Below are 26,790 nucleotides of genomic sequence, written 5' to 3' on the forward strand. Positions count from 1 at the left end.
GTTGACTATCATGTTTTACACTTTCTAGTAAACAGTTTTTTTATGACAATGTCAATCAATCCGTCTGTTTTAGTTATGCCTCAATATAGCGTAAAAATACATCCTTCATCATGGCCAGCTGCTTGTCCGAAGAAAGCAATGACGAAAGACTGGTACCATGCTTCGTTAAGCTAGATTTAAACGAAAATAAGCTGAAATTTTGCACCATTGTCAAGATAAATACATCCAAATCCACGTCCGATCTTAATGAGCCATCTCGCTGGCCCTGTTCACCTAATGTGAATAAAATGCCGGCTAATCTGCCTCTTGCAGATAAGTACTCCGCATATTGCTCTGGCGATTCCTCCGCAATTTTCTCATATAAATCATAGGACTCGAAAAATTTTGCTAAGCGCAATTGTGGATCGTTTGTCATTTCCATATAATAATCCAAAATTTGATCGATCTTTTCATATGCCGTCACAGTCTGCTCGATAATCTTTCCAATATCCGAGGCCATTTCATCTGTAATCGCATTCGTCGCCGCAATCATTAAATACTCTTTTTTGGGAAAATAGCGAAATAACGTCGCAATCCCTATATTAGCGGCTGTAGCCACATCTTGCATTTGTATTGTTTTTACACCGTGTTCCAAAAATAATTCCTTTGCAATCTGAATAATGTTTTGACGGCGTTGTTGTTTCTGTTGTTCTCGTTTACTCATATTCGTCACTCCACCTGTTCTTCATCCATTGATTGTAACATGTTTGATAGCTATCAACTTATATTCGTATCGTAGTATAGCATCAAGAAATTGCTGAAATTCAGTCGTTAATATTGGATTTTTTATAGCCTAAAACTTTGGATAATAATATATGAAGGAAGTTTTTTACATTGATTGAAATATATCATTTATGTATTCAATGGCAAACAGTATTACAAATAAGGGAAGTTTATATAAATGAATAAGAGAGGAGGTGCCTATAAAATTTGGTCATCTCCTCTTTTTATTTCAATTATTCATTAAAATTGGTTTGCAAAAGTACCCCAATTTTCTACCTTGTTTAAGGGAGGGTATATGGATTGGAAGTGAACTATTATGGAGGAATTATTTAACGTAGGATATGAATGGAAAAGCCTCCTATCTCCATATCTGATTGAATGGCCAATGGTAATTCACGTCTGTATATGTCATTTCGTTTTGCTGCAACAGTCTGAGTAAATTGTCCATCTATATCCAAATCCACATATACATTATATACATATGAACCTCCATGTTTAGTCCATTTACCAAGTACTTCATCTCTCATAAAGGTAATTTTATCGCGGGCAAATTTTAATCCAATTGTTAAAAAAAGGTCCGCAGTAATATCAGAATGTGTCAGTGTGTGCCTCCTAAGATTTATAGGTCCTGTAGAGGTAACTCCATCTCTGAACTCAACAGTAAGTTTATCGGGGTACTCAAGCAACCACTTCCTAATACTTTTTTCTTGATATTATGATATTTCTTCATCGTTTATACGTGGATATTTTTTTGTGTCATTGAACGTGGGGCATAATGAAGTTACTTGGCGGTAACAAAATTAGCAGGAGCTGACGAACTAAAGCATCATTAAGTGATGAACTTGTAGTAAAGACATGGACCTTTTAGAAACATTTAAAATACACTTATGCAATTAAGGTTAAATATATCCTTTCATAAGAAAAACACACCGCATGGCGGTGTGTTTTTTCTTAGAGATAATACTCTCTCTTATTTATTTTCCATTATTTTAGAGCGAATAATGAAGGACATATCATTTGAGCTTTCTAGTGAAAACGAATTTCCCATACCATTTTGCACGTCAATGACAATTTGGAGATGTTGCCAGTAAGAAGAGTTTGAAGTATGCATAAAATATGGTACGTTCATAACTTCACCTATTTTTTCATCTCGGCTACCAAGATAAAAGTCACCCTCTGTCATACAGATTGGTGAAGTCCCATCACAGCAACCTTCTGAATGAACAAATATAAGTTTGCCATGTTGTTTCTGTAGTTGCGTAATTAAGTCTTGAGCTGCAGTTGTCGCAGTGACTTTTTCCATTTTAGAAGAAGCCCATTGATCCTTTATTGTAGCCAACTAAAATACATTTTGTTTGTTGGTAATGAGATAGCATCATTAAGTGGTTTTCACGGCCGATACCGGATTGTTTGTAACCACCGAATGCAGCATGTGCAGGGTATTGGTGGTATGTGTTAGTCCAAACACGACCAGCTTGTACAGCGCGACCTGCACGATAAGCAGTTTCGCCACTACGTGACCATACACCAGCACCTAAGCCGTATACTGTATCATTTGCAATTTCCATTGCATCGTCAAAGTCTTTGAATGTTGTCACAGCTAGAACTGGACCAAATATTTCTTCTTGGAAGATACGCATTTTGTTATTACCTTTGAATACAGTCGGTGCTACATAGTAACCTTCTGCTTGATCGCCGTCTAATTTGTTTTGGTAACCGCCGATTAGTAATTCTGCGCCTTCTTGTTGACCAATTTCAATATAAGAAAGGATTTTATCCATTTGTTGTTTAGAAGCTTGTGCACCCATCATTGTTTCAGTGTCTAGTGGGTTACCAATTTTGATTGCTTTTACGCGTTCTAATACTTTTTCCATGAATTTTTCGTAGATGGATTCATGTATTAATGCACGTGAAGGAGCTGTACAAATTTCACCTGAGTTAAGAGCGAATAATACGAAGCCTTCAATTGCTTTGTCTAAGTACTCATCATCTGCATCCATTACGTCTTGGAAGAAGATATTTGGTGATTTACCACCAAGCTCTAACGTTACAGGGATGATATTTTCTGTTGCATATTGCATAATAGAGCGTCCTACAGCCGTTGAGCCAGTGAATGCAATTTTAGCAATACGTGGATTTGATGCAAGTGGTTTCCCAACTTCTAAACCTGTTCCTTGAACGATGTTGAATACACCTTTTGGTAAAAGATCTTGGATTAACTCGATTAATACACACATAGAAGCTGGTGTTTGTTCAGCAGGCTTCATTACGATACAGTTACCTGCAGCTAAAGCTGGTGCGATTTTCCATGCAGCCATAAGTAATGGGAAGTTCCAAGGAATAATTTGACCAACTACTCCTAGTGGTTCGCTGTAGTGATATGCTACAGTATCGCCGTCGATCTCACTAATACCGCCTTCTTGTGCACGAATAACTCCTGCGAAATAACGGAAGTGATCAACTATTAAAGGAACGTCAGCATTTAATGTTTCACGTACAGCTTTACCATTGTCCCAAGTTTCAGCAACAGCAATTTTTTCAAGGTTTGCTTCAATACGATCTGCAATTTTATTTAAAATTTGTGAACGGTAAGCAACAGTTGTTTTACCCCAAGCATCTTTTGCAGCGTGTGCAGCATCTAGTGCTAGCTCAACATCTTCCGCTGTAGAGCGTGGTACTGATGTAAATACTTTGCCCGTTACTGGAGATATAACTTCAAGGTATTGTCCTTTAACTGGAGCAACCCATTCTCCACCAATGAAATTTTGATATTGTTCTTTAAAGTTTACTAAAGAACCTTCAGTATTTGGATTTGCATATATCATAATATAGTGCCTCCTAAGATGTGTTTTTGTCATATAATTAACACGTAGTTAGCTAAAAGAAATTCACTACTATATTAGTATACTACTATATTTTTTAAAGAGCCTCTTTTTCAATTTTCGATAAATAGACACATTTAAATAATCTGAGTTAGCCATTTAAATTAAAAGTGAATAATTAGTTATGCCGGTGAGCGTTGTTCTCGCCACACTAGTGAACGCCAGAAGTTTAGCGGTATGAGCCATAGCGAGAGGTCTATCCGCTCATAAGTAAAGTGCGAGCGCCCGACCACATGGCGAACACCCAAGGTTTAGTGATATGCGCCCGAGCAAGTGGTCTATCCGCTCGCAAGCAAGGTACATACGCCCATCCCTAGGTCCTATCCGTCCCATAGCTTTTAATAAGAAGATTTAAAGTGAATTCTTTATACTTATTTTCCGTTCACAAAAATGACAAAAATAATTGACAACTTTGTGAACGTGTTGGATAATATAAGTATAAAGGGGTGTTACAATATGGAATCTTACGTAAAAATGTTGCACGCTACTAAATTGGTCGGAGCTACTTTACTTACAATCGGAATTGCTATTTTTATATATGGATCATTAATAAGTGAGTTTAGTACAGTTATGGGCATTGGAATTGGCGTTGTCATGGGAGCAGTTTTTATCTTTTTAATCGGAATGATATTAGTGGCTTCTGAAGAAATGATTTTGAATTCGAGTAAATATAAAAAAGAGAGCGTTTAGTATAACGCTCTCTTTTGTTTTAATTAGTAAGCTACAAAAAAAGGGGGATCCAGACTCTAGAGTCTAGATCCTCCTTTTTACTTTTCATATACTTACATATCCCAAACCAATACAAGTAGCGTACCGAAGATAGTGAATAAAGCGATGATCAAAGCATAGTAAATATTAATGTAAATTGATCCTTTATCCTTGGTTTCTCCAGCATGCATGAAGACAACGACCTGTAATCCTGCTTGAACGAAAGCAGTTATTAGTAGCACAGTCATGCCCATAGTGTAGGACATGTCAGTAAAGTAAACCAAAAGTGCAACTGCGGTCAGTACGATTGAAAATGCAAAGCCCATTACTTGTTTAACAGGGAATAATTCTTTCATATTACATCATTCCTTTCAAGTAGATGAAGCTGAAGATAAAGATCCAAATGATATCAAGGAAATGCCAGTATAGAGAGAAAATAAATGATTTGTTGGCTGTTTCGGGAGTTAAGCCACGTTTTTTAATCTGGATTAGTATAAATAATCCCCAGAATAATCCCAAAGTTACATGTAAACCATGTGTTCCCAGAGTTGTTAGTAGAGCTGCAGTGAATGCACTAGTTTGAAGCCCAGCCCCAACATGTACATAATGGGTGAACTCATAAATCTCTACTCCTAGGAAAGCAGCTCCTAATAACAATGTAATGATAAAGAATCCCATTGTTGCTTTTTTCTTATTTAACCGCATAGCGTGAATACCAAGACCAATAGTAAAACTACTAGTCAAAAGTAAAATAGTTTCGATTAATACTGGTGTAATTTCAAAAATTTCAGCGCCAGATGGTCCATTACCAATACGATTTTCTAATGTGAAATATGCAGTGAAGAGTGTTGCGAATAGCATAATTTCAGCACCGATGAAGATCCAAAAACCTAGTATTTTCAGGTTATTTTCTTCCGTACTATATTCAAGTGGAAGCGAGTTATCTACCTTCATTTTTTAGCACCTCGCAATCTTGTTTCCGTTTCTTTAATTTCTTCTACAGATATATATCTTCCGTGATCTTGCTCGAATGAACGGTAAACTAAACAAGCTAATATACCGATTAAGGAGACAATTACCACTGGCCATATACTAAATACCATAGCGAAACCAAATACAAAGAACATACAACTCATGATAAATGGTAAACCACTATTATTTGGCATATGAATCTTTTCTATCTCGCCTTTAAATAACTCATGTCCGTTTTTCTTAGAATCCCAGAATGCTTGTGTAGAAGCAACCTGTGGTGTAATTGCAAAGTTATACTCTGGTATTGGGGTATGCGTCGACCATTCAAGTGAACGTGCATCCCAAGGATCATTACCGATATCTCTAGGTGAATAACGAATACTATAGTAAATATTATAAACAAGTAGAACAAAGGCAATTGCCATAATTGCAGCACCGCCAAATGAAACCATGTTCAGTAGACTAAAACCAGTCGATTCAGAGTACGTATACATACGACGTGCCTGACCATCTAAGCCAGTAATATACATTGGTATAAAGGCTAATACAAAGCCGATTGTAAGTAACCAAGCAGTCCATTTACCAAGTCTCTCATTCAACATAAAGCCAAAGATTTTTGGCCAATAGAATGTCATACCAGCCAGCATAGCGTAAACTACTCCAGGAATAATTACGTTATGGAAGTGGGCCACTAAGAACATCGTATTGTGATATTGATAGTCAGCTGCTGACATCGCAAGCATTACACCGGTAACTCCCCCTAATGTGAAGAGTGGAATAAAGAGCACCGAATAGAGCATTGGTGTTGTAAATTCGATTTTCCCTTTCCATAAGGTGAATAACCAGTTAAATATTTTAACACCGGTTGGAATAGCAATCGCCATCGTTGTAATAGAGAATATACTGTTTGCAAATGGTCCTTGACCCATTGTAAAGAAATGGTGAGCCCAAACGACGAAAGAAAGGACTGAAATAACGACCATTGATGCAACCATCGATTTATATCCGTACAGGTTACGTCGTGCAAATGTTGGAATGATTTCACTGTAAAGACCAAATGCAGGCAATATTAAAATGTATACCTCCGGATGACCCCAAACCCAGAATAGGTTAGCCCAAAGCATATCCATACCACCATTATCGGTAGTGAAGAAATTTGTGCCAAACAATCTATCCATCGTCCCCATTGCTAATAATACTGTTAAGACAGGGAAAGCAAAAACGATAATAACGTTCGCTATGAAAGCTGACCATGTGAACATTGGCATCTTCATAAGAGTCATGCCTGGTGCTCTCATTTTTAATATCGTTGTTATAAAGTTAATACCAGTCATTAGTGTACCGATACCAGCTATTTGAATAGCAATCATGTAATAGTTCGTCCCAACAGACGTACTAAACTCATTACCTGCTAGTGGGAAGTAGGATGTCCATCCTGCATCAGGTGAACCACCTATTATAAATGACAGATTGAATAATCCCATACCCATAAAGAATAACCAAAAACTTAACGCATTTAAGCGTGGAAATGCAACATCTCGTGCTCCAATTTGTAGTGGAACGAGAAAGTTAAAGAAAAATATAATGAACGGCATAGCCATAAATAGGATCATTACGATACCATGCGTTGTGAAGACCTCATTATAATGTTGTGAATCTAAAAATGTATTTTCAGGCATAGAAAGTTGATAACGCATCATAATTCCATCTACGCCACCGCGGAATAGCATAAGTAATGCGGTTAATAAATACATGATACCGATTCGTTTATGGTCAACAGTAGTTATCCATTCGCGCCATAGGTATCCCCATTTCTTGAAGTAGGTTATTCCTACAACAATCGCAAGCATAGTTAGTCCGATACCAACCATGGAAGCGTATATTAAAAAGCTTGGATGTGGTACTGCAAAACGATCAAAGAAATCCATACTTTTTGTAACTCCTTTCAAAAAAATAGTGTGTATTCATCGAGCATTAATGATTTGAATGATCTTGTGTTTCGTGTTCCTCAGGGTGTTCGGAATCTACATCTTCTTTTGCATCCGTATCAGTAGAACCGTGATTATGTTCTGGAGGCGGAGCAAATTCTAAATGTGTTCCCGTATAAGTAGAACGTCCAAGATGCCCGGGTTCTAATAACTCTTCAAATTTTTCTTCTGTAAGAGGTGAAGCTGTTGCGTGTACTTCTTCTACCCATTCCATATACTCTTTAGGGGACATTGCAGTAACTTCAAATGTATTTTCTGCAAATCCAGCTCCACTAAAGTTTGCATTTCTACCCATAAATTCACCTGGTTGATCTGCAGCTAAGTGTAAAGTTGTAACCATGTCAGACATAGCGTATTTTTGACCGCCTAGCTGTGGAATCCAAAAGCTTGTGATTGGACCGTATGAATATAGTTTAAATTCAATAGCACGATCTTCAGGAATATATAGATAGTTAACTGTTTCAATATTTTCTTCTGGATAACTAAAATGCCATTTCCAGTTAGATGAAGAAGCATAAATAACTAAAGGCTCTTGATCTTCGTATCCCGCTGGAGTTGCTTCGACTTCATAGTTACTTTTCACAGAAACAATAGAAAGGAAGATAACTATAATAATAGGAATACCAATACAAATTGCTTCGACTATTGGGCTTCCTTCGATATGTGGTGGCTCGTAATCTTTTGGTTGTTTAGAAGCGCGGTATTTCAGTAAGACAAAAACTAGAATAGCTAAGACGACAATGACGATGCCTAACATAAGCCAAATTGATAGCATAATATCGTCAGCCTGTGTTTTTGCTTGAGGACCTTTTGGATCTAAGACTAATAATGGTTCACAACCTGTTAGCACGGTGGTAATAGTGATAACCATGGTTAAAAGAAGCCATTTCATTTTTAATTTCATTCTTCTACCCCTTCCAAAAATATTTATATAAACGAATAGAAAACAGATGTGGTCTCTGTATGCCTCTATCTTATTACCAGTGCTGCTAAAAACAAAATGATAAAATCCAACTTCACAAAACGTTCATTAAGATGTGAACAAATTAAAGTAAATTGGTAACGTAATTGTGAAGTGTGCGGAGATATAAGGAAATAGAGGAAAAGTGAGCATACTAAAAGGCGACAGAACAACTATATGTTGTTCTGTCGCCTTTACTTTTACTCTATCATTTTTAAAAGGGCTTCTCTTCCAATCATGCCCGGAGTAATACCGAGTTCTTCTGCTTCATAGGTAATGGATTCGAGTGGTGCATCTAGAAGCTGGGTAATTGTTTTTACTCCAACAGCTCTTCCGGCAATAACCTTTCTATCCTTTAACTTTTCATTTAGCAGTGCAACGTCTAAGGCGCCGCACATTATATATCCTTTGTCATTCGTCACAACGAGTAAGTTGGTTTTCGGCAGTTCCACAGAAATCGATAGAAACGTGTGTCCCTCGATATTAATTGGTTCTAGGTTAATCATGAACTAAGCAGTCCTCCTTTTACTATCTCTACAATTTATGTAAACGATAGAAAAAGCGTGTTCATTTTCGGTTCTTCTTAAAGAAAGCATATTAGAATGGACCGTATATTGGGTTAATGTTACTGAAAAGAATGAGTAATACTATTGCCATTCGGCCGCACTTTCCTATTTTGAAGTAAGTACAGTAACGTCAGTAGGGGAAGAGCGTGACTCCACTCCTAAATGAGATACTTTAAGGGACAGGCTAAAGTAGACGTTTAAAGAAAAAGGGGAGAGGGCTATGACATTCACCGTCTCCCTTTCACTCTGTTCTGTCCAAAGCCATCGAAAACGATGGATACATGTAAACCTTACTGCTAACTATATATATTCCATATCTAGTTGGTTACACTGTGTCATAGGTAACCTTTTAAGCCTGTTTTTTCTGCTGATTTTATTTCTTTTTCCAATTCTTCTATGCTTTCAGCACGTTGTTCATTTTTCTTTTTAATGGCAGCGACATCTTCCTTCGGTGCATATTCCATTGCTATTTCGGCTGCTTCCATATGTCTGATTGTTTTCTTAAGCCTTTCTTCACTATTCGCCCGATCATTAGGACCACGTTTGGTTTTAGGCATATCTTTTCCTCCTTTAAATTGATGCTATCAAAAGATAGTGTTCCCGAACCTAACAAGACTATGAACTACCAAGTTAATCCACGAGTGAATAAATACAGGTTGAAGTTGCCATAGTAATCCTTAAGGCAAATGAAGGAGGACTTTAAATGGATCACACGCAAATGAGTTGGAAAGAAGATAATGTTATTGCGCGTTTACACAATTCTGTGGATAATGTGACGCTTGCTGTTGGTCAAGCTTTGACTAATCCTACAGATCGGTCTATCCAAAATGCGAAGGACATGATTGAACGTGCCAATAAGTCGATTGCAATGGCATTAGAAAGTAGAGGGAATTTAGAGCCAATCAGTACGCTTCAGGAACAGCTACATCAAAATGTAGAAAAACTTCATACGTTACACTAATAAGCTGGATTTTTTAAATGCTAACCTACCGTCTTTCCAGGCAGTAGGTTTTTTTCTTAAGACCATGTTGATGATATATTGTTGAAGTATTAAAGTCATTAATCTGACAGATAAATGTTAATATAATAGAAGGGAGTTATATTCTAAATATTCATGTAATTAAAGGGGAGAATACAATGACAAATAATTATCCGAAAAAGTTAAATGAGAGAATCTATATAATCGATGGATTTGATATGGGAGAGTCAGAACGTACCGGTACATATGTCATCGATGAACTAGAACTTACTATTGTAGAAACTGGACCAAGCCCATCGGTAAAGTATGTGAAAAGCGGCTTAGAGTTATTAGGATTTTCATTAGACCAGGTGAAATACATAATCGTTACACATATCCATCTGGATCATGCTGGAGGAGCGGGCCTTTTATTGGAGGAATGTCCAAATGCTCAACTAGTGGTTCACCCAAAAGGAGTAAGACATCTGGCTGAACCAGCGAGGCTAATAGCTGGAGCAAAGGCTGTATATGGGACTAAATTTGAGGAATTATTCAATCCAATTATTCCAATTCCCCAAGAGCGTATGGTTATAAAAAATGATGGGGATATATTGAAAATAGGAGATACGTGTATATTGAAATTTTTTGATACTCCTGGACATGCAAATCATCATTTCTCTATCTATGATCCTGTTAGCAATGGAATGTTTACGGGGGACACAGTTGGCGTTCGATATGAGCAATTGGTATCTGATGGAGTTGACTTCTTCTTGCCATCGACTTCACCAAACCAATTTAATCCAGTCGCTATGCAAAGAGCAATAGAGCTTTTTGCACAAATGAATCTTCAATCTATTTATTATGGGCATTATGGAATGACTAATTCTCCTGAAGAAGCACTTTCTCAAGTATCGATGTGGTTAAATATATTTATGGCAGAAGCAGAAACTGTCTATGAGGAAGATAAAGGATATGAGGAACTAGCGAGTAGATTAGAAAAGTTAGTAAAAAAGCATCTAAGCAATGAAGGAATTTCTGAAAATCATGAAGTATTTAGATTAATTCAATTAGATCTGGAAGTAAGTTCCATGGGAATAATTGATTATTTGACGAAACAAGATAAGGCTAAAGCCGATTATTGAATTTGTATTTACGGAATAATCCCTATAGAATTGATATATATAAAGAAAAAGGGGACATTTGGTGGAATTTTTTTTAATTATCTTATTGTTGTTAGGCATTATTGGATTATCCAATTTTATTAATCACTTTTTTCCATTTATACCGGTACCACTAATTCAAATTGCACTTGGAGTTTCGCTTGCTGCTGTTCCTTTAGGCATACATATTGAGTTAGAACCGGAGCTATTTTTTGTTCTATTTATTGCTCCGTTACTGTTCTATGATGGAAAAAATGTATCGAGACATGAGTTATGGAAGTTACGCAAACCAATTTTCATGTTGGCGCTTGGACTTGTGTTCTTAACTGTGTTAGTCATAGGGTATTTAATACACTGGCTTATACCATCGATTCCATTATCTGCGGCATTTGCATTAGCAGCTATTTTATCGCCAACAGATGTTGTGGCAGTAGGCGCCATTTCTAGTCGGGTGAAAATTCCAAAAACAATTACGCATATCCTTGAAGGCGAAGGCCTTATGAATGATGCATCTGGACTAGTAGCATTTAAATTTGCGGTCGCAGCTACTGTAACAGGCGTTTTCTCGCTAGCAGAAGCAAGTGTGAGTTTTGTGGTAATAGCATTAGGTGGATTTCTTGGAGGTGCACTACTAGCCTATATAATCATTCGTTTGAAAGTGTTTATACGACGTTTGGGTATGGAAGATGTAACGCTGCATATGCTTATTCAACTGTTAACGCCTTTCGTTATTTTTTATATAATAGAGCATGTTAATCTTTCAGGAATTCTTTCAGTTGTAGCAGCTGGTATTGTACATGCCATATTCAAAGATCGTGAACAGTCACCAGCTATACAATTACAATTAGTCTCGAAAAGTACTTGGACGATTCTTATATTTATATTAAATGGACTTGTATTCGTGCTACTTGGATTACAAATTCCAAGTGTTTCTAAAGAAATATTTGATAGCCCGTTATTTGATAATTATCAGGTAATTATGTATATCTTCATTATAACTGCTGCTCTTCTAATACTTCGTTGGCTTTGGATTTATATAGCTTGGTGGATTGGTTGGTTTATGAAGGAGAAAAATCTAACTAAACCTTCTCTTCGTTACGTAGCTATTACAACTATTGCAGGAGTACGAGGTGCAGTTACTTTGGCCGGAGCTTTTACAATTCCGTATTTCCTAGCCAATGGTGATGTTTTTCCACAGCGTGCATTGATCATTTTCATAGCAGCAGGAGTCATTTTAGTAACACTAGTACTGGCAAGTATTGTCCTTCCTTTACTAGCGAAGTCAGAAAAAGCTGGTACGGAGGAAGCTAAAGAAGAGATGGAAAGACTGGCAATACTTCAAACAGCTGAGAGAGCGATTGATACATTGCGTGATCTGACAACCGAAGAAAATCATGGAGCAGCAGTCTCGATTATTGCTCAATACAATGAAATAAGAAATCAGCTTTTGTTTGTAAGTGAAGACGAAGCAGATCGTATAAAAGAACTAGAAACATACACTCGAATGAAAGTGTTAGAAGTCGAAAGTGATTTTATCGAAAAGTTAAAAACAAATAATAAAATTGATCGTGAATCACTAAACTTAATAGAAGAGCATATTCATCGTATGCGGGTGGCTGTGACTAATCGCTTATTATATCGTGGGTTACTTGTTTGGACAGTGATTAAAAGAGGATATTATAACATTTTAAAGATATTCACTAATAAAAAACGTGATTCCATTAAAATTCGTTTAGAAAAAGGACATGAAGTAGTAAGTTTTAAAGTGAAAATGGCAAAAGCAGCTATTAAGTACTTGAGAGAAACGATGACCCCAGAAAATGAGGTAGTTCATGTACAACTTATTGGAGAGTATAATGAAATGATAGTTAAATTTAAGCTAGCCAATAAATTGACTGATTCTGGTCATTATATAAGTGTACAAAGAGAGCTCCGTGATAAAGCTTTTCAGGCAGAACGAGATGAAATTCAACGCTTATATCAAAGTGGTGAAATAACTTTAGAAATAACTAGGAAAATGCGAAGACATATCAATATACGCGAAGCCTATTGGATGGAAGAAAATAGTGTTCATACGCATTAATGAAAAACGTACTGACTAAACATAGTCGGTGCGTTTTTTTGTTATAGAAGTAATTTATTTAACAAAATTTAATCATTATTTTTCCCGTGTAATCCTTTCTTGAAAGGTGATACTACGAAGAGTAAGACGAAGGAGGAAGGTAGAATGACGATAAACAAAGAAATTGAAGCGTTGAAAGCATACACAAGTATAGATCGAAGTGTTTTAAGTATTTATTTGAATACCAATCCTGCTGATCCTGAACAACTAAATGGTGCTTGGGCTATTCATCTGAAAAGTGGCTTAAAGCGTATCGGAGAGTATATAGAAGCTTCAGGTGATGAAAAAGAACTAAAAGCATTTAATAAAGTAAAGGAAAAAGTAAAAAATGAAATGGAAAAAAACTCACTAGAGTTACGTAAAGGCGCCGTCATTTTTGCCAGTGCAAATGAGGATTTATGGTCTGTTCATTATGTGCAGGTACCTGTAAAAACAAATTTCTATTGGGAAGACCATCCTGTTACAGAGCAATTGGAGTATATGTACAAAGCATATCCAGAAGCAGGTATAATCATGCCAAGCTTTGGGGAAGTTCGTATTTTAGACACGGCATTAGGATTTGTTCGTGATGATGTAACGTTCAAATATGACCCAGTTTCCGAAACATGGAATGAAAAGGTCAAAATAGATAGTAGAGGAAGACGAGCCGTTGCTGATAGCAAAACTGCTGTATTAGATACTCATTACAGAGTTAATGCAAGTACATTTTATAAAGGGATGAGGACAACCGTTGAACAGTTAAGGAAAAAAAGAGGTTGGCGAGAATATCATGTAGCGGGAGAAGCAGAAATGGCGAATGCATTTACAGATACACTAAGGGATTCTCCAGCAAGTTGCGTTTATAAAAATTTAAACAATAGTAAAGCAAACGAAGTAATCAATCAAATCCTTGAAAAGTAGCCAACAACACTTGAAAGATATTACCAAAATATCTTGTTGAATTTTCTAGTATAAATGATGAAAAAAAACACAATATAAGCTTACAAGGAGGTGAACAACATGCCAAACAGTAATTCAAATCAACTTCTAGTACCCGGCGTAAAACAAGCCCTTGATCAAATGAAATATGAGATCGCACAAGAATTCGGTGTTCAACTTGGAGGAGAAGCTTCAGCGCGTGCTAACGGTTCCGTTGGCGGAGAAATAACTAAGCGTTTAGTAGCTCAAGCCCAATCACAAATGAGTGGAAATCAATTCAGCAAATAATAATAATTAGGTCGGTGGAGAAATCCACCGACTTTTTTTGTTCATCGTTAAAGCTATATGGGATTCCACAGCTTTTAACGATGAATACTTTACCTGTAATTAACTAGCATTTTGTATGGACAAACAACGGCGAGCTATTTCGGATTCTAACAGTTCCAGAAAATCTGGATTTAGTTTTAGTTTTTTTGCTGTTAAATAAGACTCGATTAGAAGATCATCAGACATTTTACTCATAACCCCTCGCACCTCCGTTTTATATTTATTATGTAATTTGCTTAACAACAATTAGAGATTAACACCATCATTTATTAATCCGTCAAAGCGATTAAGCTTTTATCTTTCACAAGACTAATTTAACAAACATTTCACTTAAGAACAACTGTTCTGTTATCCACAACGAAAAGTGGGTAATATGTTAGTAAGTTGTTAGTAATGTTAAAAAACCTATATATACCAGTGTGAATTTTGTGTATAAAGTTATGCACAATTTCGAAAAAATCGAATTTTGTCGAAACATTTTCCTTAAAAATCATTAGAAACGAGGTTCTAAAACATTTTTCTATGAAAAAAATCGAATTATTTTATGTTTTGTCTAAATAAATCCAAGAACGGGTACCGTTAGTATATAAAAGAGGCAAAAATATTAATTATTGAAATTTTATCCACATCTTACAGTGGATAAGTTGTGAGTTACTAACAAATTAATGTAAAAATTGTTGTTATAACAACCTATTGGTTGTGCATAACTTTATCCACAGTCACTTTTTCGAACTGATGTCGAATAATAGGTGTAATAGGACAATCCAACAGAGACATATTTTGGGGTAAATCAATAAAAGGAAGTGAACAAGATATCCAATAAAAAGTGTAAAAAATGTAACAAACTAAATGGGAAAGGAACTTGTCCGTGTAAATAAAAAGGTCATGGCCCCCACAATAATTGTGGGGGTCATGATTTTTCCTAATAATATTTACTCTCCGTCTTTATCTTCCTCTTCTAGTTCTTGTTCTACATCTTCTTCCATATTGTCATCTACATCGGATTCATTATCTCCATCACCACATCCAGCTAATAAACCAACAGATAGGAATGCTGCTGCACCTATCTTCCACCATTTTTGTCCTGCTATAGATTGTTCAGTCATGTTAAATTCCTCCATTTTCTGATTATTTGTTTATTAATAAGTACTTACCCCAAAAGTATTCTGTTATAAACATTTTATAAGAGATGTTTTTGCATTTTATAAAAAAAACTACCTCTTCGTGTTAAGAAGAGGTAGTAAACGCGCGAGAAGTTTCCTTTTTTAAATACATATGCATTGTTTCTATGTCCACACTAAAAATACGATCTTCTATAATGGACGGAACAATACTACGTATTGATTGCCATTTGTTTTGTAAAGCAGGGGACATGAGGATATTTCCTCTATATTCCACTCCTTGTGCCGCACAAATTGCTTCAATTGATATGACCCTACGGCAATTCTGGATAATTTGATGAGCGTGTCTTGCCCCAATAGTTCCCATACTTACATGATCTTCCTGATTTGCGGAAGAGGGAATAGAATCGACGGAGGCAGGATGAGCCAGGGTTTTGTTTTCAGAAACGAGACTTGCTGCTGCATATTGCAAAATCATGGCCCCAGATTGTAATCCAGGTTCTGGACTTAAAAAAGGTGGTAGTCCTTCGTTTAAATAAGGATTTACTAAGCGTTCGATTCTACGTTCAGATACATTTGCAAGTTCAGCCATTGCTACTTTTAAGAAATCCATGGCAAATGCAATAGGTTGGCCGTGGAAGTTCCCTCCGGAAATAATTACTTCTCCATCCTCTAGGATTAACGGGTTATCAGTAGCTGCGTTCATTTCTATTTCAAGTTTTTCTTTTACATAAGCAAGGACCTGCCAGCTAGCTCCATGAATTTGAGGTATACATCTTATGGAGTAAGCATCTTGCACACGTTTTTCTCCTTGTTTAGTTACAAGTTGGCTGCCTTTGAGCCACTGGAGCATTCTTTTCGCAACTTCCACCTGTTCTGGATAACCTCGCGCTTCATGGATATCTGGGTGAAAAGCATCTGTAATGCCGTATAAAGCTTCCATTGTCATAGCAGCAATCCATTCGCTCTGATAGGCAAGTGTTTCCGATTCTAACCAATTGATAACGCCCAGGGCAGTCATTGCTTGCGTTCCATTGATCAACGCAAGACCTTCTTTAGCTTCTAGTACAATGGGTGATAAACCATGCTTTTCCCAAACTAGATGAGAGGGGATATGATTGTTACCATCCCAGACAAAGCCTTCTCCTATTAAAACAAGTGCTAGGTGCGAAAGGGGAGCTAAATCACCAGATGCGCCAAGTGAACCTTGTTGAGGAATTACAGGATGTATTTGGTAGTTAACCATGTATGCCAGTCGCTCTAATACTTCTAAACGAATACCTGAAAAGCCTTTTAGTAATGCATTTAAGCGAAGTACTACCATTGCGCGTGAAACTATTTCTTCAAATGGTTCTCCCATTCCACAAGCATGAGAACGAATAAGATGAAGTTGCAGGGCATGAACATCAGAATCGTTTATACTTACATCACTAAATTTACCAAAACCGGTGTTTATGCCATATACAGTTTGGCCAGTTTCTACAATCCGTTCAACAACTTTTCGGCTTTTCACAACATTTTCTTTTGCACTATTATCTATTATAATTTGTTCATTTTGATATAAAATTGCTCTCATATGTTCTAGAGTAAGACCATTTCCTTTTAAGTTTATCAAGACTCATCACGTTCTTTCCAAGTTGAATTTGTGTCATCCTTAACCGACCACTTTCACTCCTTTTTTCCAAACACTATTTACATGATTTACTCCAAATAAATACTGTAATTGCTGATAATTTGACACGTTCCAGAGCACAATGTCTGCTTGTTTTCCTACTTCTAACGAGCCGACTTTATCTTCTATTTCTATAGCGCAGGCCGCATTATAGGTGGCTGCACACAAGCTCTCTGCAGGAGAAAGCCTCATCGAAATGCAAGCTAAGTTCATTACAAGGGGCATGGACGTGGTAGGAGATGATCCAGGATTGCAGTCTGTTGAAATCGCTACAGGTACGCCAGCATCAATCATTTCTCGGCCCCTTGCAGCAGTCTCTTGTAAATATAATGCTGTTGCAGGCAATAGACAGGCGATAACTCCTTTTTTAGCCATTGCAGCAATTCCCATATCCGATACTTTCAATAAGTGCTCTGCTGAAATAGCACCCACCTCAGCTGCAAGTTCGGCTCCACCATATGATTCAATCTCATCTGCATGAATCTTAGGGGTTAACCCAAGAGTTTTCCCCGCCTCTAAAATTCGTTTTGATTGCTCCGGGGTAAAGACACCTACTTCACAGAAGACATCATTAAATTTAGCGAGTTTGCCATGGGCTACTCTAGGGAGCATTTCATTGACAACTAAGTCGACATATTGGTCTTCCTTTCCTTTAAAGTCAGAAGGGACAGCATGCGCTCCCATAAAAGTGGGAACAATATCTATTGGGTGTTCTTGTTGTAATCTACGCATAACACGAAGTTGTTTTATCTCTGTCTCTAGATTCAATCCATAACCACTTTTTCCTTCTATAGAAGTAACGCCATGAGCTAAAAAGGAGTCTAATCTTTTCTCTGTTTGTACAAAAATCTCTTCTTCCGTTGCTTCTCTAGTCATGCGGCTAGTCGCATGAATACCTCCACCAGCATTCATAATGTCCATATACGTTGCGCCTTCTAAACGCAACTCAAACTCCCGCTCACGACTTCCTCCATAAACGACATGTGTATGGGGATCAACGAGCCCAGGTGTGACAAGCTTTCCGGATGCGTCAATAATTTCTGCTGAATCTATTCGATCTGTGTATTTTATTTGAAGCTCATCTGTTGTGCCAATAGCTTGAATTATTTCATTTTCCAACCATATACTTCCATCCTCAATGATGGAGAGCTCACTCATAGCCTCTTTGGTTCTTGGACCTCTATGTTCACTAGCCAGAGTAACTAACTGAGAGGCGTGTTTTATCCAAACTGCTTTACTCATTTGTTTTAGTCCTCCTTTTTCATCATTGGAATATGGATGTCTTTAGCACGAGCTGTTTTTTCTGCAAGCTCATAGCCAGCGTCAAAATGACGAACTATACCCATACCTGGATCTGAGGTGAGTACACGTTCTAATCTTGCTTCCGCTTCCTTTGTTCCATCGGCAACTATGACCATACCAGCATGAATGGAATACCCCATTCCAACACCACCTCCATGATGCACGGAAACCCATGTTGCTCCACCGACTGCATTGATCATCGCATTTAGTATTGGCCAGTCGGCAACTGCATCTGATCCATCTTTCATCGCTTCAGTTTCACGATTTGGGGAGGCAACAGATCCTGAATCTAGATGATCTCTTCCTATTACAATTGGTGCACTTAATTCACCAGAAGCGACCATATCATTGATGATTTTACCGAAGCGAGCGCGTTCGCCGTAGCCTAACCAACATATACGAGAAGGTAAGCCTTGGAATTGAATTTTTTCACGCGCCATTTTAATCCAATTGCATAAGTGAGTATTATAGCTAAACTCACGTAAGATTACTTCGTCTGTTTTATATATGTCTTCAGGATCCCCAGATAATGCGACCCATCTAAATGGGCCTTTGCCTTCACAAAACTGTGGTCGGATGTATGCAGGAACAAATCCTGGGAAGCAAAAAGCCCGATCAAAGCCTTCATCCTTCGCTACTTGTCGTATGTTATTTCCATAATCGAATGTAACTGCACCTTTATCCATTAACTCGACCATTGCACGTACATGCGTAGTCATAGAAGTTTTGGAGAGGCTTATATATTCGTTAGGATTATTCTGGCGTAAATCCCTTGCTTCCTCTAGAGAAGTTTGAGAAGGGATGTAGCCATTTAAAGGATCATGAGCTGAAGTTTGATCAGTCAAAATATCTGGTGTAAAACCACGAGCTATCAGTTCAGGTAAAATATCGGCTGCATTTCCAACCAACCCTATAGAAAGAGGCTTCCCAGCCATTTTTGCTTCTTCCGCTAACTGAATAGCCTCGTCTAATGTATACGCTTTCAAATCTGTGTAATGAGTTTCAATGCGTCTATCTATTCTTGTTTCATCTACTTCTATTGCAATGCATACGCCACCATTCATCGTAACTGCTAATGGCTGTGCAGCACCCATACCGCCTAACCCAGCTGTAAGTGTAATCGTATTTTTTAACGTTCCATTAAAATGTTGTTTAGCAAGTTCAGCAAACGTTTCGTAAGTCCCTTGTACGATTCCTTGAGAACCAATATAAATCCAACTGCCGGCAGTCATCTGTCCATACATCATTAACCCTTTTTTATCGAGCTCATGGAAATGCTCCCATGTAGCGTATGCTGGCACTAAGTTGGAGTTGGCTATTAATACACGTGGTGCATCCATGTGAGATTTAAAAACCGCTACTGGTTTCCCAGACTGGACAAGCAAAGTTTCATCATTTTCTAATTCCTTTAAGGAGTGAACTATTGCGTCAAAAGCTTCCCAATTCCGAGCTGCCTTTCCGATCCCACCATAAACAACTAAGTCATCAGGATGCTCTGCTACCTCTGCATCTAAATTGTTCATAAGCATGCGAAGAGCTGCTTCTTGCAGCCAACCTTTCGTATTCAACTTGGTTCCTCTATAACGAATTACCTTATCGTTTGCTGTACCCATTTAAATCCCTCCTCAATTCTTACTCCTATTCTATCTAAATATTTAAACTATTTAAGGGGTTTCGTGAAAAAAATGAAAATTTCTCCTCTGCTAACGGGGTACTTTACTAGTGTGCTAGTGTATCGAGAAGTTGGTATGAAACTCTTTTATACATAATTCGTCTGATTATTCAGATATATAAGGGGGTAATTATATTGAAAAAAGCTTGGTTATTGTTGGTTACCATAAGTCTTTTCGTTATATTAACAGCCTGTAGTAGTAGCGATGAAGAGTTAGCTAAAATGAGTACAGAAGATAGAGCATCGGATTCGGCAGAATTTGAAACTAAAGAAGAGCAAAGTGTTGATGCCGAGAGGGAACAGGAAAGTGTAGCTGAAGAAACTGCGGCACCTAGCACTAGAATGATTATTCATCAGGCTAGAATTAGCACGAATGTAAAGGATTTAAAGAAGGCTCAGCATAATATGGAGCAAAGGGTGAAGGATTATGGAGGCTATATTGTAGAGTCCAACGTGTATTTGGAATCTGATGAAACAAGTTCAGGGAAAATGATAGTCCGAATTCCAGAGAAGCATTTTGAAACGTTTTTGTCTGAAGCGGAATTAGAGGCATCTAAAGTTTTAGAAAAAAACGTCACTGGTCAGGATGTAACTGAGCAATATGTAGATCTAAGTTCTCGCGTGAAATCGAAACGTGCAGTGGAAGAACGTTTACTAGCATTTATGAAAGATGCAGAAAAAACAGAGGATTTACTAAAAATTTCTAGCGACCTTGCAAAGGTCCAAGAAGAAATAGAGGTATTAGCAGGGAAAATAAAATATTTGGAGAACCAAACATCTTTTTCCACTATCGAACTAACTATGTTTGAAAATCGAGTCATCATTCCAGAAATAGAAAACAAAGATCTGAATACATGGGAAAAAACGAAAAAACAATTTATAACAAGTACCAATGCACTGTTATCAATAGGCTCAGGAATAATCGTATTTATAGTAGGTAACTTACCAGTGTTAATACTTGTAACAATTATTGCAGTTGCAGTTTTTTGGATTATTAAGAAAAGGAAAATAAAAGAATAATAATTTTAATCGCTATTCTAACGGTGAGCATATCGTAAAACAATGAACAAAGCATCTCTTGATTTTCAAAGAGATGCTTTATTCGTGTAAAGAAAAAGGTATCATAATTTCTAAAACTTCATACTATGTATAAATAACTCCCATGAATGGAGGGAAACATGGACATTTTAAACAAGGTAAGAAATTATCGAGAAGAAGAGAACCAGCTCAAGTGGGAAGGTACGTTTAAAGAATTTTTAGCGATTGTGAAGGAACGTCCAGAGGTTGCCCAAACGGCGCATGCACGAGTTTATAGCATGATTAAAAATGCAGGTGTAACGGAACTAGATAACAAAAAAGAATTCAATTTTTTTGGAAATGAAATATTTGGAGTAGAAGATTCACTAGAGCGATTAGTAGAAGAATACTTTCATCCCGCTGCCAAAAGACTAGATGTTAGAAAACGAATTTTATTATTAATGGGTCCAGTAAGTGGTGGGAAATCTACTATTGTAACGCTTCTAAAAAGAGGATTTGAACAATACTCTCGTACTGATGAAGGTGCGGTTTACGCTATAAAAGGCTGTCCAATGCATGAGGATCCATTGCATTTAATCCCGCAGCATTTACGAAAAGACTTTTTTGATGAATATGGAATACGTATTGAAGGTAGTTTGTCACCATTAAACTCCATGAGGCTCGAAAGTGAGTACGGCGGGCGTGTAGAAGATGTCCTGGTGGAGCGCATTTTCTTCTCTGAGGATAAACGAGTAGGAATTGGTACGTTCACTCCTTCCGATCCTAAATCTCAAGATATAGCGGATTTAACGGGATCGATTGATTTTTCAACAATAGCAGAATATGGCTCAGAATCAGATCCTCGTGCATACCGCTTTGACGGAGAGTTGAATAAGGCGAACCGTGGAATGATGGAATTTCAAGAAATGCTCAAATTGGACGAAAAATTTCTATGGCACTTATTATCATTAACACAAGAAGGAAATTTTAAGGCAGGACGTTTTGCGTTAATCAGTGCAGATGAATTGATCGTAGCCCATACGAATGAAACGGAGTACCGTTCATTTATAGCCAATAAAAAGAATGAAGCATTGCATTCAAGAATTATTGTCATGCCGATTCCTTATAACCTAAAGGTCAGCCAGGAAGAGCGCATATATGAAAAGATGATTAGAGAAAGCGATATGACACATGTTCATATTGCTCCACATGCATTAAGAGCAGCAGCAATTTTTTCTATACTGACGAGACTGGAGATTCCGAAAAAGACAGGAATAGATATAGTCAAAAAAATGCGTCTATATGATGGGGAAAATGTGGAAGGATTTAACGACATTGATGTGGAGGAATTGAAGAAAGAATCGCAAAATGAAGGGATGAACGGTATTGATCCACGGTACGTGATCAACCGTATTTCATCTGCCATAATACGAAAAGAAATTCCATCGATTAATGCGCTAGATGTGTTGCGTTCTTTAAAAGAGGGGCTTGATCAACATGCATCGATCTCTGATGAAGACAAAGAAAAATATATGAATTATATAGCGATTGCTCGAAAAGAATACGATGAAATTGCTAAGAAAGAAGTACAGAAAGCATTTGTGTACTCGTATGAAGAGTCTGCCATTACACTGATGAATAATTATTTAGATAACGTAGAAGCATTTTGCAATAAAAACAAAATGAGAGATCCATTGACAGGAGAAGAGATGAACCCGGATGAGAAGCTGATGCGCTCCATTGAGGAACAAATCGGCATTTCCGAAAATGCGAAAAAAGCATTCCGTGAAGAAATCCTTATCCGATTATCGGCATACGCAAGAAAAGGGAAGCGTTTTGAATATAATTCGCACGAGCGACTACGTGAAGCTATCCAAAAGAAATTATTTGCGGATTTAAAGGATGTCGTAAAAATTACTACTTCATCAAAAACACCAGATGAAGCCCATCTAAAGAAAGTAAATGAAGTAGTGGCAAGATTAATAGATGAACATGGATACAATTCCAATTCAGCTAATGAGCTATTGAAATATGTTGGTAGTTTGCTTAATCGATAGGCATAGGTGAAGGACCAATAGTATAGCTAAATGATTGGTCAAAACCTGTTTCTATCGTTTTCGAAGGACTTTGGATAGACGATTTGCTATACGATTACCGAGTGAATTTTTAGGGATGCTGGCTGGTTGTGATGTCCGTCACAACCAGCCAGCATCCCAATTTTTCGGTAACCTTGTGGCGTTTGTCTATCCGTCGCCCTGCTACAACTCTTAGAAACAGGACAGTGCATTTTTGGATAACTAGAGAAAAAGTCCCCTTTCTATTTAAAGAAGAAGCGCACGAATATGCAATTTCGTGAGCTAGCTCACTTCTTTATTTAGTTAACACTTAATATTTCTCTTTTTTTCCACTAGATAAAATAGAATTTATTTTCTTCATTCTTCATTACATAATAGGCTTCCAAATTTAACAGATGGTTTTATCACATTATTAACCTTGACTACTCTTATCATCTAAGCGATACGCTCTGCTAAATCATATAATTTAAAACTACACGTTATATTGATTGAAGTGAAAGGTAGCGACTCCGGTGGGATGAGTGAGACAGATGAGAGATCACAACGACGCGTTAGAGACGGTGCTAGCTCATCGCTCACCCCGCGGAGGCCAACAGGATGTTGGTCACGAAGGCGTTGCCACACGAGGTGGCGCACTTAGCCTTTGTTCTCAACCTGAAACGGAAATCAGCAGTTTTAATGGATAGCTTCTATTCTTCAAAATTTTCTTTTGAAAAAGTCTATTCCATCACCGGTCTTTCGGTATGTGAATGTCTTTTTTCTTATCTTTTATACTATCAACCTCTACATTTTTCAAATTCATCTGCAATAAGAATGACAAACGGGCATATGATAAAAAATAGGTAGGTGTTGAGAAAAATGGAGAACAAAGAAACTAAACAATTTGTCGTCTCTCAGGAAAACTGGTCTTTACATCGAAAAGGACACCAAGACCAACAACGCCATATGGAGAAAGTGAAGGAAGCAATTCAAAACAATTTGCCTGATCTGATTAGTGAAGAAAATATCATCATGTCTAATGGACGAGAAGTCATCAAAATTCCGATTCGCTCACTAGATGAATATAAAATCCGCTATAACTATGATTCATCGAAGCATGTGGGGCAAGGAGATGGGAAAAGCCAAGTAGGAGACGTAGTTGCTAAAGGTTCAGGTGATGAAGAGGGAAAAGCAGGTCAAGGGAAACAGGCTGGTGACCAGGCAGGTCAAGACTATTATGAAGCAGAGATATCCATTGCAGAAATAGAGCAGGAACTTTTCAGCCAAATGGAGCTACCTAATTTAGAACAAAAGGAACAGACAGAAATAACAACAGAACATATTACATTTAACGATATACGAAAAAAAGGCCTAATGGGCAATATAGACAAAAAGCGAACGATTATATCTGCTATTAAGCGAAATGCAATGAAAGGGAAGGCAGAAATAATGCCTATTCATCAAGATGACTTGCGTTTTAAAACTTGGGATGAGGTAGTAAAACCTGAGTCGAAAGCAGTTGTATTAGCAATGATGGATACAAGTGGATCGATGGGTAACTTTGAAAAGTATTGTGCAAGAAGCTTTTTTTTCTGGATGACAAGGTTTTTACGCTCCCAATATGAGACAGTGGAAATTGAATTTATTGCCCATCATACAGAAGCAAAGGTTGTAACAGAGGAAGCATTTTTTTCTAAAGGAGAAAGCGGAGGGACAATATGCTCTTCTGCTTATATGAAGGCACTAGAGCTTATTAAAGAGAAGTATAGTCCATCTAAATATAATATTTACCCTGTCCATTTTTCTGATGGAGAGAATATGACAAGTGATAATATGAGATGCATTGAACTAGTGAATGAACTGATGGAGGTTTCTAGTATCTTTGGCTATGGCGAAGTAAATGCGCATAGCAGATATTCTACGTTAATGAACACCTATAAAAAGATTGAAAGTCCTAAGTTTAGATACTATGTGTTGAAGGAAAATCAAGATGTTTACGAAGCGCTGAAGCATATTTTTCAAAAGGGAGCCAAGTAATGGAGAAAAAACTACAACATGCTATTGCCGAAATTACTGAAATTGCCACTGCATTTGGCCTTGATACGTATCCAATGAGATATGAGATTTGCCCAGCAGATATTATTTATACTTTCGGCGCGTACGGCATGCCCACACGTTTTGCCCATTGGAGTTTTGGTAAACAATTTCATAAGATGAAAATGCAATATGATTTTGGGCTTAGCCAAATTTATGAGTTAGTCATTAATTCGGATCCTTGCTATGCGTTCTTATTGGACACAAATAGCCTCATACAAAATAAGCTCATCATTGCACATGTACTTGCTCACTGTGACTTTTTTAAACATAATGTACGTTTTTCTAATACACGAAGAGACATGGTAGAGAGCATGACGGCAACTGCGGAACGTATTGCTGAGTATGAGAGACTGTATGGAAAAGATGAAGTAGAAAGTTTTTTAGATGCGGTATTAGCAATTCAGGAGCATATTGACCCTTCTATTATGAGACCTAAATTGCCAGTTTATGAGGATGAAGAAGAAGTCGATGTCATACGAAAAACAGATTATGATGATTTGTGGAAGTTGGATCATAGAGAAGATAAATCAAAATTGGTACTTCCGTATCGTAAAAAGTTCCCTCCGAAACCTGAAAAAGACTTGCTGTTGTTTATTGAGGAATATAGCAGTGAGTTAGAAGATTGGCAACGAGATATATTAACGATGATGCGGGAGGAAATGCTCTACTTCTGGCCGCAACTAGAAACAAAGATTATGAACGAAGGCTGGGCTTCCTATTGGCATCAACGGATATTAAGAGAAATGGATTTAACGAGCGATGAAACAATAGAGTTCGCAAAGTTAAATGCAAATGTAGTGCAACCTTCCAAAACCGGCATTAACCCATATTATTTAGGTGTGAAAATTTTTGAAGATATAGAAAATAGATATAATAATCCAACAGCAGAAATGAAAGATTTAGGAATTAAAGTTAATTCGGGTAGGGAGAAAATGTTTGAAGTAAGAGAAATAGAATCGGACATATCTTTTATCCGAAATTACTTAACGAAGGATTTAGTGAAGCAGGAAGATTTATATTTATTTGAAAAAAAGAATGGGAACTATGAAATAACGGATAAGGATTATGAAAATGTACGTGATCAGCTTGTTTCCATGCGTGTGAATGGAAGCTTTCCATATATCGTAGTAGAAAATGGGGACTATATGAGGCTAGGAGAGTTGTATTTGCGTCATGGATTTGAAGGGACGGAACTCGATCCACATTATTTAGAAAACGTTCTGCCATATATTCACCAATTATGGGGGCGAACAATTCATATGGAAACAGTAGTAGATGAAAAACAGGTATTGTATACTTTTGATGGGAAAAAAGTTTCGAAAATGAACATGTGATAAAACGAGGTCCTATTGACATAGGATCTCGTTTTTTATGGCACGAGAAAATATAAAATGTAAGTACTCAAATAGACTGCGCAAAAGTACCAAGGCAGTATCTCTTCCAATAACAAGGTGCGTGTGCAGTTGATCCTAGGTCTGGGGGATTCCTGTCGTTGGAGAGAAACTCAATTCAGCTTAGTCTAGAGAGATTC

General features: G+C 37.3%; 24 protein-coding genes and 1 pseudogene. 10 read left to right on the forward strand and 15 right to left on the reverse strand.

The features are described 5' to 3' along the window. Window positions 1–73 precede the first annotated feature (73 nt). The 4 genes and pseudogenes from MKX53_RS02005 to exaC form a co-directional block, all read right to left on the reverse strand. Entirely contained in the window at window positions 74–703 is a 630-nt protein-coding gene (locus MKX53_RS02005) for a TetR/AcrR family transcriptional regulator (RefSeq protein WP_340768093.1), read from the reverse strand. Between the two features lie 299 nt (window positions 704–1,002). Beyond that, window positions 1,003–1,448: pseudogene (locus tag MKX53_RS02015) on the reverse strand (staygreen family protein). 284 nt (window positions 1,449–1,732) lie between these two features. Then, a complete protein-coding gene (locus MKX53_RS02020; protein WP_340908683.1) occupies window positions 1,733–2,065 on the reverse strand; it encodes a DUF779 domain-containing protein in 333 nt (110 codons plus the stop codon). 1 nt (window position 2,066) lies between these two features. Next, window positions 2,067–3,587 (reverse strand): acetaldehyde dehydrogenase ExaC, encoded by a 1,521-nt coding sequence (exaC, locus tag MKX53_RS02025; RefSeq protein WP_340908685.1) that lies wholly within the window; start codon window positions 3,585–3,587, stop codon window positions 2,067–2,069. 513 nt (window positions 3,588–4,100) lie between these two features. Between exaC and MKX53_RS02030 the strand changes: the two genes are divergently transcribed. Then, a complete protein-coding gene (locus MKX53_RS02030) occupies window positions 4,101–4,334 on the forward strand; it encodes a hypothetical protein (RefSeq protein ID WP_093536134.1) in 234 nt (77 codons plus the stop codon). A 92-nt stretch (window positions 4,335–4,426) separates the two neighbouring features. Here the strand turns inward: MKX53_RS02030 and qoxD are convergent, their stop codons facing one another. The 6 genes from qoxD to MKX53_RS02060 form a co-directional block, all read right to left on the reverse strand. Further along, entirely contained in the window at window positions 4,427–4,708 is a 282-nt protein-coding gene (gene qoxD / locus MKX53_RS02035) for a cytochrome aa3 quinol oxidase subunit IV (RefSeq protein WP_093536132.1), read from the reverse strand. Between the two features lies 1 nt (window position 4,709). Continuing rightward, window positions 4,710–5,306: a cytochrome aa3 quinol oxidase subunit III gene (gene qoxC / locus MKX53_RS02040; protein ID WP_340908686.1), complete on the reverse strand. Its 597-nt coding sequence runs from the start codon at window positions 5,304–5,306 to the stop codon at window positions 4,710–4,712. Beyond that, complete coding sequence (gene qoxB, locus MKX53_RS02045) at window positions 5,303–7,252, reverse strand: cytochrome aa3 quinol oxidase subunit I (protein WP_093536128.1); 1,950 nt, start codon at window positions 7,250–7,252, stop codon at window positions 5,303–5,305. The genes qoxC and qoxB overlap by 4 nt, the downstream gene beginning before the upstream one ends. A gap of 46 nt (window positions 7,253–7,298) precedes the next feature. After that, the gene (qoxA, locus tag MKX53_RS02050) at window positions 7,299–8,216 is read right to left on the reverse strand and encodes a cytochrome aa3 quinol oxidase subunit II (RefSeq protein ID WP_340908688.1); all 918 of its coding nucleotides are present in this window, start codon (window positions 8,214–8,216) and stop codon (window positions 7,299–7,301) included. 257 nt (window positions 8,217–8,473) lie between these two features. Then, window positions 8,474–8,779 carry a YunC family protein gene (locus MKX53_RS02055; RefSeq protein WP_093536124.1) on the reverse strand — a complete coding sequence of 102 codons (306 nt, stop codon included), beginning with the start codon at window positions 8,777–8,779 and terminating at the stop codon, window positions 8,474–8,476. Between the two features lie 395 nt (window positions 8,780–9,174). Then, window positions 9,175–9,396: a small, acid-soluble spore protein tlp gene (locus MKX53_RS02060; RefSeq protein WP_340761329.1), complete on the reverse strand. Its 222-nt coding sequence runs from the start codon at window positions 9,394–9,396 to the stop codon at window positions 9,175–9,177. Window positions 9,397–9,542: 146 nt separating this feature from the next. Here MKX53_RS02060 and MKX53_RS02065 point away from each other — a divergent pair, with 146 nt between their 5' ends. The 5 genes from MKX53_RS02065 to MKX53_RS02085 all read left to right on the forward strand — a co-directional run bounded on the left by MKX53_RS02065 (window position 9,543) and on the right by MKX53_RS02085 (window position 14,285). Further along, a complete protein-coding gene (locus MKX53_RS02065; protein WP_340908691.1) occupies window positions 9,543–9,800 on the forward strand; it encodes a hypothetical protein in 258 nt (85 codons plus the stop codon). A gap of 176 nt (window positions 9,801–9,976) precedes the next feature. Beyond that, entirely contained in the window at window positions 9,977–10,939 is a 963-nt protein-coding gene (locus MKX53_RS02070) for an MBL fold metallo-hydrolase (protein WP_340908694.1), read from the forward strand. A 61-nt stretch (window positions 10,940–11,000) separates the two neighbouring features. After that, a complete protein-coding gene (locus MKX53_RS02075) occupies window positions 11,001–13,040 on the forward strand; it encodes a Na+/H+ antiporter (protein WP_340908696.1) in 2,040 nt (679 codons plus the stop codon). 144 nt (window positions 13,041–13,184) lie between these two features. Continuing rightward, window positions 13,185–13,979 carry a VLRF1 family aeRF1-type release factor gene (locus MKX53_RS02080; RefSeq protein WP_340908698.1) on the forward strand — a complete coding sequence of 265 codons (795 nt, stop codon included), beginning with the start codon at window positions 13,185–13,187 and terminating at the stop codon, window positions 13,977–13,979. A 99-nt stretch (window positions 13,980–14,078) separates the two neighbouring features. Beyond that, window positions 14,079–14,285 carry an alpha/beta-type small acid-soluble spore protein gene (locus tag MKX53_RS02085; RefSeq protein ID WP_093536112.1) on the forward strand — a complete coding sequence of 69 codons (207 nt, stop codon included), beginning with the start codon at window positions 14,079–14,081 and terminating at the stop codon, window positions 14,283–14,285. A 99-nt stretch (window positions 14,286–14,384) separates the two neighbouring features. Here MKX53_RS02085 and MKX53_RS02090 read toward each other — a convergent pair whose 3' ends face one another. The 5 genes from MKX53_RS02090 to hutU all read right to left on the reverse strand — a co-directional run bounded on the left by MKX53_RS02090 (window position 14,385) and on the right by hutU (window position 20,032). Further along, window positions 14,385–14,519 carry a sporulation histidine kinase inhibitor Sda gene (locus tag MKX53_RS02090; RefSeq protein ID WP_093536110.1) on the reverse strand — a complete coding sequence of 45 codons (135 nt, stop codon included), beginning with the start codon at window positions 14,517–14,519 and terminating at the stop codon, window positions 14,385–14,387. A 737-nt stretch (window positions 14,520–15,256) separates the two neighbouring features. Further along, window positions 15,257–15,430, reverse strand: coding sequence for a hypothetical protein (locus tag MKX53_RS02095; protein WP_175496213.1), 174 nt, complete (start codon window positions 15,428–15,430; stop codon window positions 15,257–15,259). Between the two features lie 121 nt (window positions 15,431–15,551). Further along, window positions 15,552–17,060, reverse strand: coding sequence for a histidine ammonia-lyase (gene hutH / locus MKX53_RS02100; protein ID WP_340908700.1), 1,509 nt, complete (start codon window positions 17,058–17,060; stop codon window positions 15,552–15,554). A gap of 39 nt (window positions 17,061–17,099) precedes the next feature. After that, window positions 17,100–18,359, reverse strand: a complete 1,260-nt coding sequence (hutI, locus tag MKX53_RS02105) for an imidazolonepropionase (protein ID WP_340908702.1) — start codon at window positions 18,357–18,359, stop codon at window positions 17,100–17,102. A 5-nt stretch (window positions 18,360–18,364) separates the two neighbouring features. Next, the gene (gene hutU, locus MKX53_RS02110) at window positions 18,365–20,032 is read right to left on the reverse strand and encodes a urocanate hydratase (protein WP_340908705.1); all 1,668 of its coding nucleotides are present in this window, start codon (window positions 20,030–20,032) and stop codon (window positions 18,365–18,367) included. 194 nt (window positions 20,033–20,226) lie between these two features. On the opposite strand from hutU, the gene MKX53_RS02115 reads away from it, so the two are divergent. The 4 genes from MKX53_RS02115 (at window position 20,227) to MKX53_RS02130 (ending at window position 26,593) form a co-directional block, all read left to right on the forward strand. Further along, window positions 20,227–21,111, forward strand: coding sequence for a DUF4349 domain-containing protein (locus MKX53_RS02115; RefSeq protein WP_340908708.1), 885 nt, complete (start codon window positions 20,227–20,229; stop codon window positions 21,109–21,111). Window positions 21,112–21,269: 158 nt separating this feature from the next. Further along, the gene (locus tag MKX53_RS02120; RefSeq protein WP_093536100.1) at window positions 21,270–23,165 is read left to right on the forward strand and encodes a PrkA family serine protein kinase; all 1,896 of its coding nucleotides are present in this window, start codon (window positions 21,270–21,272) and stop codon (window positions 23,163–23,165) included. An 876-nt stretch (window positions 23,166–24,041) separates the two neighbouring features. Beyond that, window positions 24,042–25,199, forward strand: a complete 1,158-nt coding sequence (yhbH, locus tag MKX53_RS02125) for a sporulation protein YhbH (RefSeq protein ID WP_340908710.1) — start codon at window positions 24,042–24,044, stop codon at window positions 25,197–25,199. Continuing rightward, on the forward strand, window positions 25,199–26,593 hold the full coding sequence (locus MKX53_RS02130) for a SpoVR family protein (protein ID WP_340908711.1): 1,395 nt from the start codon (window positions 25,199–25,201) through the stop codon (window positions 26,591–26,593). Before yhbH ends, MKX53_RS02130 begins: the two co-directional genes overlap by 1 nt. Window positions 26,594–26,790: the final 197 nt, after the last annotated feature.

It is taken from the genome of Psychrobacillus sp. FSL K6-4615, assembly GCF_038008225.1.
Taxonomy (GTDB): Bacteria; Bacillota; Bacilli; order Bacillales_A; family Planococcaceae; genus Psychrobacillus; species Psychrobacillus psychrotolerans.

What these genes read in the sequence shown, in the direction of transcription:
- qoxD (WP_093536132.1), bottom strand. Translation starts at nt 4,708, where the DNA reads ATGAAAGAATTATTCCCTGTTAAACAAGTAATGGGCTTTGCATTTTCA.
- MKX53_RS02085 (WP_093536112.1), top strand. Translation starts at nt 14,079, where the DNA reads ATGCCAAACAGTAATTCAAATCAACTTCTAGTACCCGGCGTAAAACAA.
- MKX53_RS02060 (WP_340761329.1), bottom strand. Translation starts at nt 9,396, where the DNA reads ATGCCTAAAACCAAACGTGGTCCTAATGATCGGGCGAATAGTGAAGAA.
- MKX53_RS02120 (WP_093536100.1), top strand. Translation starts at nt 21,270, where the DNA reads ATGGACATTTTAAACAAGGTAAGAAATTATCGAGAAGAAGAGAACCAG.
- MKX53_RS02065 (WP_340908691.1), top strand. Translation starts at nt 9,543, where the DNA reads ATGGATCACACGCAAATGAGTTGGAAAGAAGATAATGTTATTGCGCGT.
- MKX53_RS02020 (WP_340908683.1), bottom strand. Translation starts at nt 2,065, where the DNA reads ATGGAAAAAGTCACTGCGACAACTGCAGCTCAAGACTTAATTACGCAA.
- MKX53_RS02055 (WP_093536124.1), bottom strand. Translation starts at nt 8,779, where the DNA reads ATGATTAACCTAGAACCAATTAATATCGAGGGACACACGTTTCTATCG.
- MKX53_RS02070 (WP_340908694.1), top strand. Translation starts at nt 9,977, where the DNA reads ATGACAAATAATTATCCGAAAAAGTTAAATGAGAGAATCTATATAATC.
- qoxC (WP_340908686.1), bottom strand. Translation starts at nt 5,306, where the DNA reads ATGAAGGTAGATAACTCGCTTCCACTTGAATATAGTACGGAAGAAAAT.
- exaC (WP_340908685.1), bottom strand. Translation starts at nt 3,587, where the DNA reads ATGATATATGCAAATCCAAATACTGAAGGTTCTTTAGTAAACTTTAAA.
- MKX53_RS02030 (WP_093536134.1), top strand. Translation starts at nt 4,101, where the DNA reads ATGGAATCTTACGTAAAAATGTTGCACGCTACTAAATTGGTCGGAGCT.
- MKX53_RS02005 (WP_340768093.1), bottom strand. Translation starts at nt 703, where the DNA reads ATGAGTAAACGAGAACAACAGAAACAACAACGCCGTCAAAACATTATT.
- MKX53_RS02090 (WP_093536110.1), bottom strand. Translation starts at nt 14,519, where the DNA reads ATGAGTAAAATGTCTGATGATCTTCTAATCGAGTCTTATTTAACAGCA.
- qoxB (WP_093536128.1), bottom strand. Translation starts at nt 7,252, where the DNA reads ATGGATTTCTTTGATCGTTTTGCAGTACCACATCCAAGCTTTTTAATA.
- MKX53_RS02080 (WP_340908698.1), top strand. Translation starts at nt 13,185, where the DNA reads ATGACGATAAACAAAGAAATTGAAGCGTTGAAAGCATACACAAGTATA.
- qoxA (WP_340908688.1), bottom strand. Translation starts at nt 8,216, where the DNA reads ATGAAATTAAAAATGAAATGGCTTCTTTTAACCATGGTTATCACTATT.
- hutI (WP_340908702.1), bottom strand. Translation starts at nt 18,359, where the DNA reads ATGAGTAAAGCAGTTTGGATAAAACACGCCTCTCAGTTAGTTACTCTG.
- yhbH (WP_340908710.1), top strand. Translation starts at nt 24,042, where the DNA reads ATGGAGAACAAAGAAACTAAACAATTTGTCGTCTCTCAGGAAAACTGG.
- MKX53_RS02095 (WP_175496213.1), bottom strand. Translation starts at nt 15,430, where the DNA reads ATGACTGAACAATCTATAGCAGGACAAAAATGGTGGAAGATAGGTGCA.
- MKX53_RS02130 (WP_340908711.1), top strand. Translation starts at nt 25,199, where the DNA reads ATGGAGAAAAAACTACAACATGCTATTGCCGAAATTACTGAAATTGCC.
- hutU (WP_340908705.1), bottom strand. Translation starts at nt 20,032, where the DNA reads ATGGGTACAGCAAACGATAAGGTAATTCGTTATAGAGGAACCAAGTTG.